The sequence below is a fragment of the Azotobacter armeniacus genome (assembly GCF_054779355.1).
This window is the reverse complement of sequence record NZ_BAAGYK010000037.1, coordinates 1-12162: the sequence shown is the minus strand read 5'-3', so window position 1 is coordinate 12162 and position 12162 is coordinate 1. Positions and strand designations below refer to the sequence as shown.

The 12162-nt window shown below is 63.7% G+C and carries 14 protein-coding genes and 2 pseudogenes; 7 read left to right on the top strand and 9 right to left on the bottom strand.

Annotation, left to right across the window (positions count from 1 at the left end; translation table 11 throughout):
* Positions 1–239: 239 nt before the first annotated feature.
* The 3 genes and pseudogenes from ACYVD0_RS09045 to ACYVD0_RS09035 form a co-directional block, all read right to left on the bottom strand.
* A complete protein-coding gene (locus ACYVD0_RS09045; protein WP_460426513.1) occupies positions 240–581 on the bottom strand; it encodes a hypothetical protein in 342 nt (113 codons plus the stop codon).
* Positions 466–1443 (bottom strand): annotated as a pseudogene (locus ACYVD0_RS09040) (alpha-amylase family glycosyl hydrolase); the annotation flags it as partial. The gene ACYVD0_RS09045 and the pseudogene ACYVD0_RS09040, both read right to left, overlap by 116 nt.
* Before the next feature lie 12 nt (positions 1444–1455).
* Positions 1456–1770 (bottom strand): hypothetical protein, encoded by a 315-nt coding sequence (locus tag ACYVD0_RS09035; protein ID WP_460426512.1) that lies wholly within the window; start codon positions 1768–1770, stop codon positions 1456–1458.
* Positions 1771–2308: 538 nt separating this feature from the next.
* On the opposite strand from ACYVD0_RS09035, the gene ahpC reads away from it, so the two are divergent.
* On the top strand, positions 2309–2872 hold the full coding sequence (ahpC, locus tag ACYVD0_RS09030) for a peroxiredoxin (protein ID WP_460426511.1): 564 nt from the start codon (positions 2309–2311) through the stop codon (positions 2870–2872).
* 224 nt (positions 2873–3096) lie between these two features.
* On the opposite strand, the gene ACYVD0_RS09025 is transcribed toward ahpC, so the two are convergent.
* A complete protein-coding gene (locus ACYVD0_RS09025; protein WP_460426510.1) occupies positions 3097–4902 on the bottom strand; it encodes an acyl-CoA dehydrogenase family protein in 1806 nt (601 codons plus the stop codon).
* A gap of 348 nt (positions 4903–5250) precedes the next feature.
* Between ACYVD0_RS09025 and ACYVD0_RS09020 the strand changes: the two are divergent.
* The 4 genes and pseudogenes from ACYVD0_RS09020 to ACYVD0_RS09005 form a co-directional block, all read left to right on the top strand.
* Positions 5251–5409: pseudogene (locus tag ACYVD0_RS09020) on the top strand (CsbD family protein); the annotation flags it as partial.
* A gap of 129 nt (positions 5410–5538) precedes the next feature.
* Complete coding sequence (locus ACYVD0_RS09015; protein WP_460426509.1) at positions 5539–6114, top strand: BON domain-containing protein; 576 nt, start codon at positions 5539–5541, stop codon at positions 6112–6114.
* Between the two features lie 37 nt (positions 6115–6151).
* Positions 6152–7189 (top strand): phospholipase D-like domain-containing protein, encoded by a 1038-nt coding sequence (locus tag ACYVD0_RS09010; RefSeq protein WP_460426508.1) that lies wholly within the window; start codon positions 6152–6154, stop codon positions 7187–7189.
* Between the two features lie 216 nt (positions 7190–7405).
* Positions 7406–7564 (top strand): DUF3309 family protein, encoded by a 159-nt coding sequence (locus ACYVD0_RS09005; RefSeq protein ID WP_460426507.1) that lies wholly within the window; start codon positions 7406–7408, stop codon positions 7562–7564.
* A gap of 22 nt (positions 7565–7586) precedes the next feature.
* Here ACYVD0_RS09005 and ACYVD0_RS09000 read toward each other — a convergent pair whose 3' ends face one another.
* Positions 7587–8315, bottom strand: coding sequence for a Crp/Fnr family transcriptional regulator (locus ACYVD0_RS09000; protein ID WP_460426506.1), 729 nt, complete (start codon positions 8313–8315; stop codon positions 7587–7589).
* A gap of 233 nt (positions 8316–8548) precedes the next feature.
* Between ACYVD0_RS09000 and ACYVD0_RS08995 the strand changes: the two genes are divergently transcribed.
* Entirely contained in the window at positions 8549–8695 is a 147-nt protein-coding gene (locus ACYVD0_RS08995) for a lmo0937 family membrane protein (protein WP_460426505.1), read from the top strand.
* A gap of 41 nt (positions 8696–8736) precedes the next feature.
* On the opposite strand, the gene bioD is transcribed toward ACYVD0_RS08995, so the two are convergent.
* Both bioD and ACYVD0_RS08985 read right to left on the bottom strand, forming a co-directional pair.
* On the bottom strand, positions 8737–9420 hold the full coding sequence (bioD, locus tag ACYVD0_RS08990) for an ATP-dependent dethiobiotin synthetase BioD (protein ID WP_460426504.1): 684 nt from the start codon (positions 9418–9420) through the stop codon (positions 8737–8739).
* A 53-nt stretch (positions 9421–9473) separates the two neighbouring features.
* The gene (locus ACYVD0_RS08985) at positions 9474–9974 is read right to left on the bottom strand and encodes a transcriptional regulator (protein ID WP_460426503.1); all 501 of its coding nucleotides are present in this window, start codon (positions 9972–9974) and stop codon (positions 9474–9476) included.
* 432 nt (positions 9975–10406) lie between these two features.
* Here ACYVD0_RS08985 and ACYVD0_RS08980 point away from each other — a divergent pair, with 432 nt between their 5' ends.
* Positions 10407–11084 carry a class I SAM-dependent methyltransferase gene (locus ACYVD0_RS08980; protein WP_460426502.1) on the top strand — a complete coding sequence of 226 codons (678 nt, stop codon included), beginning with the start codon at positions 10407–10409 and terminating at the stop codon, positions 11082–11084.
* Between the two features lie 186 nt (positions 11085–11270).
* Here ACYVD0_RS08980 and ACYVD0_RS08975 read toward each other — a convergent pair whose 3' ends face one another.
* Entirely contained in the window at positions 11271–11795 is a 525-nt protein-coding gene (locus tag ACYVD0_RS08975; protein ID WP_460426501.1) for a flavodoxin, read from the bottom strand.
* Positions 11796–11810: 15 nt separating this feature from the next.
* A complete protein-coding gene (locus ACYVD0_RS08970) occupies positions 11811–12044 on the bottom strand; it encodes a hypothetical protein (RefSeq protein WP_460426500.1) in 234 nt (77 codons plus the stop codon).
* Positions 12045–12162: the final 118 nt, after the last annotated feature.

The following is a 12162-nucleotide window of genomic DNA, read 5'->3' as shown; positions in this document are numbered from 1 at the left end:
CTCCAGGGTTGTCTCGATCGATGCAGTTGTCATCCGGTCTCTCCCAGGCAAGGGAATACATCAAGCAAGGCAGATGAAGGCTAAATATGCAACTGTAGTGCTAGAGCAATGAAATGGACTCCCCTTCCTTACGGCGTCAATGCGCCAGACTGAAGTTGCGAAAAACAGCGTTCGCAGCCTCAAGCAGGTTGTCACTCAAGGCAGCATCCACAAGCGCACCTCCCGCCAGACCTCCAAGTTCACTTGGCGATCAGCAACAATACCGAACGCCTCGCCAACGTATACATCGTACCCTCGCCACCGATGAAGGCCTCGGCATCGGGGCTGACGACCGTGTCGGGCCCCTCGCTCCAGCTGGCCGTGTCGGTGACCCGGTACCAGCTCTTGCCGGAGCCGGGCCATGGCAAGCTGAAGTTCACGTCGCTCGACCAGCCGTTGTAGGCGACGTAGATCGCGCTTGCAGGATCACCGAGTTCCGTGCCGTCGATACGCCAGGCAATGGCATGATGGTTGTGCGGGTCGTTGAGATAGGCACTGTCGGCCTGCACGCCGTCGGGCTTGAACCAGCGCAGCTGCTCCATCCCGTTGTCGTTGTGGTCCGCCTCCGAATAGAAGTGTGCCGGGCGCATTGCCGGATGCGCCTTGCGGAAACTGATCAGGCGGCGGGTAAAGGCCTCGTGATCGGTTTCTTCGTTGGTATCGCGGGTCCAGCTCAGCCAGTTGGCGGGTGAATCCAGGTTGTGGGTGTTGTTGTTGCCGAACTGCGTACGCAGGACTTCGTCGCCGCCGGTGAACAGCGCTGTCGCCGAACGCCCAGGGCTCGGCAATCAGGTCGATGCCCTCCCCTCCTTCCACCGGCCGCGGCGGCAACTCGGCTGCGATGCGGTTGAGCGCGTTGCCCGGGGCCGTCCCGTCGAAATGGAAGCAGCCATGCTCGCAGGTGGTGCCGAGCACCGAAGCCAGATCGAAGCGGAAGCCGTCCACGCCGAGCGTGTCGCGCCAGTAGGCCAGCGAATCGATGATCAGGTTCTGCGCGACGACATTGCGTGTATTGTAGTTGCCGTCCATGCCGGTGTTGTCCCACGGGGACTGCAGGTCGCTGGTGAGCGAGTAGTAGGTTGGATTGTCGAGGCCGCGCCACGAGATGATGTTGTAGACGGTCTCACCGTCGCTATTGTCCCAGGGGGCTCCCTCGCCGGTGTGGTTGTACACCACGTCCACATAGACCTTGATGTCGGCGCCGTGGAAGGCCTTCACCATCGCCTTCCACTCCCGCGAGGGGCCGCCGGGCGACCTGTCCGACGCATAACGACGGTCCGGCGCGAAGTAGTTCAGCGTCATGTAGCCCCAGTAGTTGTCGCCGACGGCGGAGTTCGGGTCCACATCATTGGTGTCGTTCTGGAGCTCCTGCACGGGCAGGAACTCGACCGCGGTAATGCCGAGGTCCGCAAGGTATCAGGCCTTGGTCGCGGCGCCAGCGTAGGTGCCGCGCACTGCCTCCGGGAGGCTGGTGTCATTCATGGTGAGGCCGCGCACATGCACTTCATAGATCACCTCGTCCTTCAGCGCACGCGAGGGCTTGACGCCGACCGGCTCGCTGTCCGGCACCAGCACGATGCCCTTGCTGGCGCAGGCAGCGCTGTCCCTGTTGCGGTCCAACGCACCGCTGGCGTAGATCATGCCGTCGGCGCACGCTTCGGTGAGCGGGTCCTGGCTGATCTCGAGTGCATAAGGGTGCGGCACTATGCATATAGTGATGAGTAAATACACATTGTATGCCATGACATATGGCATGCCATCAGTGAATGCAATGGCATTCATTGTGACGAAAGGCTGATGATCTTCGAGGATATGCGGATCGACTCAAAAGAGCTGATCGATCTTGTCCGCAAGGACGAGCAGTACACGGCAGCTGTCGCTCAGGGTGTGCGACGAATTGAGTAACCGTTTGGACTTGATGAAGACCGGCAGGGCAGCCGTGCGCTCTGTACTCGAATACGGGCTCGAACACCCCAGCCACTACCAAACTGCACGCGCCGGTATGGCTGCCTCAACGGCTTCCAGACTCGACCGTGCCGGTCGGGCTTGAAACATACAAGCCGCGACGACTCGGGGGAAAACAATCTTTCCGACATGCAAGGGTTGTATCGTGAAGCTTCCGGCCCCATATGGGGTGTTTGGCGTGTGCAATCGTCGAAACCTTCGATTGACCACAGCAATGGAGGCCATGCGGTCAATCAATGAAGGTTTTCTTCAGGATCGCGTAACATCGCCTCTGTTTTCCCTATCCACAAAAAGGAGTTCGCAGATGTCTCTGATCAACACCGAAGTCAAGCCGTTCAAAGCCACCGCCTTTCATAACGGCAAGTTCATCGACGTCACTGAAGCCGACCTGCAAGGAAAGTGGTCCGTATTCTTCTTCTACCCGGCCGACTTCACTTTCATCTGCCCGACCGAACTGGGCGACCTGGCCGACAACTATGCCGAATTCCAGAAGCTGGGCGTCGAGATCTATGCCGTGTCCACCGATACCCACTTCACCCACAAGGCCTGGCACGACAGCTCCGAAACTGTCAAGAAACTCCAGTTCCCGATGGTTGGCGACCCGACCCTGACCATCTCCCGCAACTTCGAAGTGCTGATCGAGGAAGCCGGCCTGGCCGAGCGCGGTACTTTCGTCCTCGACCCGCAGGGCAAGATCCAGATCATCGAGCTGAATGCCGGCAACGTCGGCCGCGACGCCAATGAGCTGCTGCGCAAGATCAAGGCTGCCCAGTACGTCGCCGCCCACCCGGGCGAAGTCTGCCCGGCCAAGTGGAAGGAAGGCGAAGCCACTCTGGCTCCGTCCCTGGATCTGGTCGGCAAGATCTAAACTGCCGCAGAGCGCCGCAGGGCCGAACTTCGGCCCTTGCCACGCACGAAAACGCCCGGCCGCGATGCGCGCCGGGCGTTTTTCATTGCAGCAGGTGTCGTCTGCTTTCCAGACGGGCCGCCAGCGTCCCCGCGGGAGCGGCCTCGGCCGGGAAGGCAGCCCTCACAAGAGCATCGCGGCCAAAGCCGCTCCCACCGGCTTTCGGCCTGCCACCGACTCGCCCCTCAATACCCCAGATCGAAATCCTCCGCCGCCATCTCCATCAGTGGGCCGGCGCCACCGCGCATGGTCTCCACATGGCTGCGGGTGCGCGGCAGGATACGTGCGAAGTAGAAACGCGCGGCCTGCAGCTTGGCGCGGTAGAAGGCCTCCTCGCCGCTGCCGGCGGCCAGCTTTTCCCGTGCCAGGCGCGCCATGTCGGCCCAGAAGTAGGCCAGGCAGGCATAGCCGGAATACATCAGGTAATCCACCGCGGCGGCACCCACCTCCTCGCGGTCCTGCATCGCCTGCACACCGATCTCCAGCGTGATCTCACCCCACTCCTGGTTCAGCCGGGCCAGCGGCTCGACGAACGCCTTGAGCTCCTCGTTCGTCTCATGGGCCTTGCAGAACTTGTGCACGACCTTGGTGAAGGCCTTGAGCGACTCGCCCTGGGTCATCAGCACCTTGCGCCCGAGCAGGTCCAGCGCCTGCACACCGGTGGTGCCCTCGTAGAGCATGGCAATGCGGCTGTCGCGCAGGTTCTGCTCCATGCCCCATTCGCGGATGTAGCCGTGGCCGCCGTAGACCTGCAGGCCGAGGCTGGCCGCCTCGAAGCCGGTTTCGGTCATGAACGCCTTGCCGATCGGGGTGAGAAAGCCCAGCAGCAGGTCGGCCGCCGCCCGCTCCGCCGCGTCCTGACTGTAACGGGCGATGTCCACCTGCTTCGCGGAGTAGTACAAAAGCGCCCGGTTGCCCTCGGCGAAGGCCTTGATAGTAAGCAGCATGCGCCGCACGTCGGGGTGCACAATGATCGGGTCGGCTGCCAGCTCCGGCGCCTTCGGGCCGCTCAGGGCGCGCATCTGCAGGCGCTCGCGGGCGTAGCGGATCGCCCCCTGGAAGGCCACCTCGGCATGCGCCAGTCCCTGCACCGCGGTGCCTAGGCGGGCGGTGTTCATGAAGGTGAACATGCAGTTGAGGCCCTTGTTCGGCGGGCCGATGAGAAAGCCGGTGGAGCCGTCGAAGTTCATCACACAGGTAGCATTGCCGTGGATGCCCATCTTGTGCTCGATGGAGCCGCAGGACACCTGGTTGCGCTCGCCCAGCCCGCCACCGGCGGCCGGCAGGAACTTCGGCACGATGAACAGCGAGATGCCCTTGGTCCCGGGCGGAGCGTCGGGAAGGCGGGCCAGCACGATGTGCACGATGTTCTCCGCCAGATCATGCTCGCCGGCGGAGATGAAGATCTTGGTGCCGCTGACCCGGTAGCTGCCGTCGGCCTGGGGCTCGGCACGGGTGCGCAAGAGGCCCAGGTCGGTGCCGCAGTGCGGCTCGGTCAAGCACATGGTGCCGGTCCACTCGCCGGACACCAGCCGAGTCAGATAGGTGGCCTTCTGCTCCTCGGTGCCGTGGGCGGACAGGGTGTTCATCGCCCCCTGGGCCAGCCCTGGGTACATGCCCCAGGCCCAGTTGGCCTCGCCGACCAACTCGGCGATGGCGATGCCGAGAGACTCCGGCAGCCCCTGGCCGCCATGCTCGACGGCATGCGCCAGACTCGGCCAGCCACCCTCGACGTAGCGTCGGTAGGCCTCCCGGAAGCCGCTCGGGGTCTTCACCCCCGACTCGCTCCAGCTGCAGCCCTCGAGATCGCCCACCCGGTTGAGCGGAGCGATGACCTCCTCGCAGAAGCGCGCGCCTTCCTCGAGGATGGCGCCGACAACATCCGGCGTGGCGTCCTCGCCACCGGGCAGACTCCGGTAATGGGCCGGGTAGCCAAGCAACTCGTCGCGGACGAAACGGATGTCGCGCAGGGGGGCCTTGAACTCGGGCATGGTCATCGTCCTCTGAAACCGCCTTGGTTGTTCAGAAGAAGGTATGGCCGATTCGCTGCGCGGGCAAGCAGTTCTCCGCATTCGTCAGACCAACCGCTGCGTGGCCAGCCACAAGACACGCGCTGCCGCCTGCGCCTGCCGGAACCAGCCGACTGCATCGGCAGCAACGGGCCCGGCCCGACCGATCCGCATGGCATAAGTGGGCCAGCGCACCGACGCAGGGCTCGTTCGCCGCCATTGTCCGCATCGACACCTTGCCATTTCTCGAGATCACGGGCCAGGAGGACAGCCATCATGAGCCTACCCAGTGCAGATGAAATCACGGACAAATGAAAACAACAGGTCGGCGCCGCCAAGATCGCGTGGGGCAAGTTGATCGCGGAGGAAAGGCTGGAAGCCGAAGGCCGCGAGGAGAAGCTCGCCGGCCTGATCCAAGAGCGCTATGCCATCACCCGCGACGAAGCTGAAAAACCGGTCAATGGCTTTCTCGAGAAGCGCAAGTGGTAAAGTCAGACGGAATACCTGCCGTTCCGTAACGACCGGGACGGCAAGCGGTCAGGACGACGCTCATGCCGATGGGGAGCATTATGCGAGGGCTATCGACTGGCAGCGGTTCTTTTCCGGTGGAGAGATGACATGTACACACAGACCCGCACGTTCATCCTTGCCATGGTGCTCCAGGAAGTCACCGAAGCACGACAGGAAGCCAAGATCTGGATGACCTATGCCCTGAGCCCCTATCTGCGCGCCCACGACCTCAAGGTGTCGGTGCAAAACGGCAAGGCCACGCTGACCGCCGTGGTCGATGAAGATGTCGAGACTCGGCGGGACCGGGTGACGCTGCGCGGCACCGCCGACAGCGCGGCGGCCTGGGATACCGCCGGCCGTCTGGCCATGAGCACACGCGGCGTCGTCTCGGTGGACAATCAGCTGGTGGTCGACAGCACCAAGTCGACCGTCGTCGATAGCGCCAAGCGTTCCGCGAGCCAGGTCCAAGGGGGGATCTCCGACAGCTGGATCACGACCAAAAAATCCACCCTCCTCTATTATTCCAGCAATGTTGCCGGCTCCGACATCTCGGTCAGCACCCAGCGTGGCATCGTCACCCTGAGCGGCAAGGTACATTGCGGGGCCGAGCGTGACCTGGCTGTCGAACTCGCCCAGAACGTCCGCGGCGTCAAGAGCGTCGACGCCAGGGGCCTGACGTTTTAGCGCGCCGCGAGGGTGCCGGCGGTGCAAGCACGCAGGCGTGCTGCAGCGGGAGGGCGTGCAGGTCAACCTGATTCGCGACAGCGTCGGCACCCTCGGCACGCCAGGCGCATTTTTCACCCGCCTCGCTGACACCGGCATCAACGTGTTGGAGTTCAACCTGGTCAATCCACTGACCGCCAAGGCCGGCTGGCAGGTGAACCAGCGCGAGCTGCTGATCGTCGTGCTCTGCAGCCTGGCACTGCTGGTCATGCCACTGGCCTGCGCCCAGGACGCGGTAGCGCTGAAGGCGCGCCACGCGGCCTTGCGCGCCCAGTTGACCAGCAACTCGTTCCAGCGCCCGCTGCATATCGAGTCGAGCCAGACCGCGGGTACGCTGAAAGGTGACATCTACGCGCGGTTCGAGCAGCCCTATGCCGTGCTCGGCCCGACGCTGCAAGACATCGCCCACTGGTGCGATATCCTGATCCTGCACCCGTACGTAAAGCGTTGCCGTACCGCCGCGGGCGACACGCTGAGCCTCGACATCGGCCGCAATTTCGAGCAGCTGCTGGCCGATGCCTATCCGTTCGCGTTTCGCTACCGGGTGGTGGTGGCCGCCCCCGATTACCTGCACCTGGCGTTGGGCGCAGAAACCGGACCGCTGGGCACCAGCCGCTATCGTATGGTGCTGGAGGTGGTAGCGCTCGATGCCCAGCGCAGTTTCCTGCACATGTCCTACTCGTATGCCTACGGCCTGGCGGCGCGCGTGGCCGTGCGGGGCTACCTGGCGACAGCCGGTCGCGACAAGGTGGGTTTCAGCATCGTCGGGCGCAAGGCCGACGGACAGCCGATCCATGTCGGCGGAATGCGCGCCATAGTCGAGCGCAACACGATGCGCTACTACCTGGCGATCGAGGCCTTCCTCGGCGCACTGTCGACACCGTCTGCGGAACAGCACGAAAGGCGCCTGGAACTCTGGCACGCCGGCGCCCGGCGCTATCCACTGCAACTGCAGGAACCTGAGCGCGACGTCTACCTCGAGATGAAACGCAAGGAAATCCTGCGCCAGCAGGCACCGGGGGCGGAAGCCCAATAGGCGCGGCCGGCACCGACAGCGCGGCCGGCGTACCACGCCAGCGGGTGCATGGCGACCTCGAACCTGCCGCTACCCGCGACGAAACCCACCGCCTTGTGTGTGCTGACGAACAGAATCGGGCCGTCACATACCCCAATCTGGAGATATGCCGATAGCCGCACGTGGCTTCGGCGCCAGTGCAGCGAGTCTGCCCCTGACGAATCCGAGGAGAACGCCATGAGTCTGGGAACCATCCTGTTGATCATTCTGATCCTGATGCTGGTCGGCGCCTTCCCGACCTGGCCGCACAGTCGAAACTGGGGCTACGCACCCATGGGCGGGTTGGGGCTGGTGCTGATCATCGTCCTCATCCTGGTGTTGCTGGGGCGGCTGTGACCAACGGGTTGCGCTGGCCAGATCATTCGACACGACGCACGGGAACCCAGGGCAACAGGCGATCGGTTTCCTGCTTGACGACGGCGTAACACTCGCAGCTCAGCTGCTCGAGCGCGGGCCGGTCCAGCACCGTGATACGCCCGCGGCTGTACTCGATCACGCCGAGCCTCTGCAACTTGCCGGCAGCCTCGGTGACGCCCTCGCGGCGTACGCCCAGCATGTTGGCAATCAGCTCCTGGGTCATGCTCAAGCAATTGTCCGGCAGGCGGTCCAGCGACAGCAGGAGCCAGCGGCACAGCTGCTGGTCGATCGTGTGGTGACGGTTGCAGGCCGCCGTCTGGGCCACCTGCGTGATCAGCGACTGCGTGTAGCGCAGCACCAGCCGCTGCAGCTCGCCGTGGCGCTCGAACTCCTCCCGGAGCCGCGGCGCCATCAACCGATAGGCGTGACCAGCGCTTTGCACGACCGCGCGCCCCGTGGTGCCGCCGCCGCCCATGAGCATGGCGACGCCGACGAAGCCCTCGTTGCCCACCACCGAGATTTCCGCCGAGGCGCCGCTTTCCATCACGTAGAGCATCGACACGATCGAGTCGGTCGGAAAATAGACATGACGCAAGGCATCCCCGGACTCGTACAGGACCTTGCCGAGCGGCATGGGCACTCGCTCGAGATGAGGCCGCAGGCGTTTCCGCACGTCGGCGGGCAGGGCAGCCAGGAGGTGATTTCGGGGCTGCATGGGTGTCTCGGTCATATCGGCTACCTTGCTGGAAATGACTTTCCCGTTCGACGCCGGAAGGATAGTCCAGCCGCGTCCCCGCGCCACCCGTCAACCTGCGGGCGGGGTCCGCAGGGCAACACACGGACTACAAGTAGAGGTGCCGAACGGCATGACCCTGTGCCTGCTAGCGAACAGACGCAGCCCGGCTGCTACGCTCAATCTGGCGAAAGGCAGATCACTGCCGGGCAATGACGGGAGATCCAGACATGCTCATGACGATCGCGATTATCCTGCTGGTCCTATGGGCGCTGGGACTGGTTTCAACCTACACCATGGGCGGGTTCATTCACCTCCTGCTGGTCGTGGCAATCGTGGTTATCCTGGTCCAGTTCATTCAAGGCCGCAGGCGATAGCCCTTGCCGGTGCCGCGCCCCGGAGCCCGAACCGGGCGCCCTCAGAGCCGCAACGCGCCCAGCTCGAGATGCGCCGCTACCGCCGCCGGGGTGGCGACCAGCAGACGCGGAATGCGCCCCAGGCACGGCGCAGGTAGACGCTCAGCGAGGGTCGCCAGGTTCTCGTCGAGACGTGCGGTGTGCGGATCGACGATATTGGCCACCCAGCCGGCCAGCAGCAGGCCGTCGCGGGCGATCGCCTCGGCGCTGAGCAGCGAGTGGCTGATGCAGCCGAGGCGCACACCGACCACCAGGATTACCGGCAGGCCGAGGGCCACCGCCAGATCGGACAGGCTTTCCCGCCCGGACAGTGGCGCCCGCCAGCCACCAGCCCCCTCCACCAAGCTGAAGTCGGCGCCGCGCGCCAGCACCTTCCGTACCGGCGCGAGCAGCGCCGCCACGTTCAGTTCGACACCGACCTCGCGCGCCGCCAGGTGCGGAGCGATGGCCGGAGCGAAGGCGAACGGGTTGACCTCGGCATAGCCCAGCGCCAGCGAGCACTCGCCGAGCAGCGCCAGGGCATCGCCGTTGCGCAGCCCCGCGGGCGTGACTGCGCAGCCGGAGGCGACAGGCTTGGCCGCCGCGGTGGACAGGCCCGCCCGCCGGGCGGCATGCAATAGGCCGCAGGCGACAGTGGTCTTGCCGGCGTCGGTGTCGGTGCCGGCGATGAAGAAGGCGGTGCTCACATCGTTCTCCAGTCGCGTTCAACCGGAGAAGGATATCAGGAAGGCAGAGGCCGTCACTCGACCAACGGGATGTCGCTGGTATTGGCCAGCAGGCTGATGGCGTCGAGCTGATCCTCGATCTGCAGGAAGCGTAGCGAGCGCTTCGGCGAAACCTCCTTGGCGATGCGCTTGGCGTACTTTTCCTTCAGCTCCAGCTGATCCTTGCGCAGCTCGAGCAGCCGCTCCTGCAGTTTGCCCGCGCTTTCGTCGCTCACCGAACCCTCACCGTAGGCGCGGGCATAGTCGAGCAACAGGGCGATGGCGTTCTTGCTCAGCTTGTCCGCCTCGGTACGGTAGCTGTTGTAGATCGGCCAGAACGCCTCGCCCTCTTGAACGGTGAGGGCCATGTTGGCCTCGACGATCTGCTTGCGCTTGTAGTCGATGTCGGCGATCCGGTTCTGGATGACGGACTTGTTTTCCTGCATGACCTGCTTGGTGCTCGGTGCGTCGCCTTCGGCGGCGAACAACGGCAGACTGGCAAAGGCGAGCAGAACGAGAGGGGAATGTTTGAACATGCTGGCTCCTTGATTGCGGTCAGGTCCCTCATGGACCCGGACAGCAGTCTAGACCAGGCCGCTCCAGCCGGCCTGCCCGGCGCAGGAGCGGGGCAGCGCCGGAGCCGACGGCAGGCACGATATCGCCGGTATCCGGATCTCCCGAAGCGGGCCGGCCGTGCTACTGTCCCAAGATGACTCGTCGGGTGGATTCCAGGCGCGGTCTCCGCGAGTGTCTTGTCGCTCCGCATCCCTCTTCTCCGGAAGTCCGTGCGCTTCGATCGGAACCTTTTCCTGATGCACCACGCTCCATCCTCGAGAAGAAAGCGCCATGTCTCCCTGTCACACGCACGCCATCGCCGTCGTCGGCCACCGATGCCGGCCCCCGGTCTCGTTCCCTCGGCCACGCATGGCCTTCCACAGGGAGGCGCCGCCGGCGGGGTCGAAATCCTCATGAGCAGCCGCGACAATCCCCTCTGGCTGCAACTCTGGCGCGACCGGCGGACCGACTTCCACCAGAAGTCGGTGAATCACTACCTTGCCAGATTCTGGCCCGATCTCGCGCGGCCCCAAGGCAGTCGGGTCTTCGTCCCCCTCTGCGGCAAGAGCCTGGACATGATCTGGCTTGCCGAGCAGGGCCATGAAGTCATCGGCGTCGAGCTGAGCCCCATCGCCGTCCGGGCCTTTTTTCGGGAGAACCGCCTGCAGCCGTCCAGACGGCAAATGGGCGACTTCACCCTGTGGGAACACGGCCGGATCGGCATCCTCTGCGGAGACTACTTCTCGCTGGACAAGGCCGATCTGGGACAGATCGACACGGTGTACGATCGGGCGGCGCTCACCGCCCTGCCGGAAGACATCCGCAGGCTCTACGTTGCCCACCTGCGAAGAATCGTGCCGGCCAACGCCGGCGTCTTCCTGCTGACCATCGAGGACGCGGAGGAAGACCAGGCCCTGGAGCAGGCTCTGGGCGTAGACGAGGAACTCTCGGCCCTTTACTCGGAAGATTTCGAGATCAGCCTGGAGCATGTCGAGAGCGTGTTCGAGACTGACCCTCAGGCTCCGAAACACCCCCCGAAACGCGCCGAATACAAAGTGTACCGACTCTCCGGCAGGGCGGACTCCAGGTAGCGGATCGACGAGGCACCCGCAGGCCGGCGGCAAGCAGGACAGAACCGGCACCTGCTCTGCCAGCGCTCTTCCAGGGGAGTGACAATGGGGATCGCGTGGGCTCACCCCATCGCCGAGTCAAACGAGTGAGGCGCTTCGGATCGCTCTGCCGTGCCCTCTTCCCGTCTGTGCAATCGAGTTTCTCGATCAGGCTGGCAGAAACTCCTCCTGCAGCACGGCAACCCAGCGCTCAAGGCGCTCATCCGTCTTGTCCGCCTCGTTGATCTTGTCGAAAGGCAGGCCCACGAACTTTCCATCACGCACGGCGAAGGAATACTCATAGGTGTAACCATCGGTCGGGAAGCTGCCGACCAGAGTGGCGCCACGCGCCTTGAACTTGTCGTAGAGCACGCCAAGCGCACTCACGAACTGCTCGCCATGCGCGACATAATCACCAGCGCCGAACAGCGCGATGGTCTTGCCGGAAAAGTCGGGCTTTTCGTTAGCCAGATCCAGCAGCGGGTCGCGCCAATCGTTCTGCACCTCGCCCGAGCCCCAAGTGGAACAGCCAAACAGCAGGTGGTCGTACTTCAACATATCGTCGAAATCGACGAAGTCTTCTTCCATGTTGAAGAGATCGCAGCGATCCTCATCCAAAAGTCCGGCGAGCTTTTCAGCCACCGCCTGAGTGACGCCGGAACTGCTGCCATAGAAGATACCGATGCGTGACATACCCATATTTCCTTCTCAAATAAAACGATGAACTTGCATACCGCCAAAATCGAACAGGGGCTCGATAATCTCGTCCAGATCGAGCTGCGTCGACGCAAAGTCGATAACGACGCCCCGCAGACGGACAGTCGCCAATTTGCCTGGCGAAGCCTTCGGGAAGAACAGAGCCTGCAGAATGCCGGCTGAACGACATGCCGGGTTCATAACAGAAACCCCACAAATAGGAATAATTATCAAAGTACCGATCACGCTCCGTCAACCCCCCAGGGCAATCGCATGAAGGCTACCCAAGTCCGAGAAGTACAGCGCGATAGGTATCGGAGGTGGATGCAACCAGGCGGCGGGTCTTGATGCCACCCTTCTTGCC

Excerpts from the sequence above, each read along its gene's own strand:
- ACYVD0_RS09045 (WP_460426513.1), bottom strand. The coding sequence starts at position 581 with ATGGAGCAGCTGCGCTGGTTCAAGCCCGACGGCGTGCAGGCCGACAGT.
- ahpC (WP_460426511.1), top strand. The coding sequence starts at position 2,309 with ATGTCTCTGATCAACACCGAAGTCAAGCCGTTCAAAGCCACCGCCTTT.
- ACYVD0_RS09025 (WP_460426510.1), bottom strand. The coding sequence starts at position 4,902 with ATGCCCGAGTTCAAGGCCCCCCTGCGCGACATCCGTTTCGTCCGCGAC.
- ACYVD0_RS09015 (WP_460426509.1), top strand. The coding sequence starts at position 5,539 with ATGTACACACAGACCCGCACGTTCATCCTTGCCATGGTGCTCCAGGAA.
- ACYVD0_RS09005 (WP_460426507.1), top strand. The coding sequence starts at position 7,406 with ATGAGTCTGGGAACCATCCTGTTGATCATTCTGATCCTGATGCTGGTC.
- ACYVD0_RS09000 (WP_460426506.1), bottom strand. The coding sequence starts at position 8,315 with ATGACCGAGACACCCATGCAGCCCCGAAATCACCTCCTGGCTGCCCTG.
- ACYVD0_RS08995 (WP_460426505.1), top strand. The coding sequence starts at position 8,549 with ATGCTCATGACGATCGCGATTATCCTGCTGGTCCTATGGGCGCTGGGA.
- ACYVD0_RS08985 (WP_460426503.1), bottom strand. The coding sequence starts at position 9,974 with ATGTTCAAACATTCCCCTCTCGTTCTGCTCGCCTTTGCCAGTCTGCCG.
- ACYVD0_RS08980 (WP_460426502.1), top strand. The coding sequence starts at position 10,407 with ATGAGCAGCCGCGACAATCCCCTCTGGCTGCAACTCTGGCGCGACCGG.
- ACYVD0_RS08975 (WP_460426501.1), bottom strand. The coding sequence starts at position 11,795 with ATGTCACGCATCGGTATCTTCTATGGCAGCAGTTCCGGCGTCACTCAG.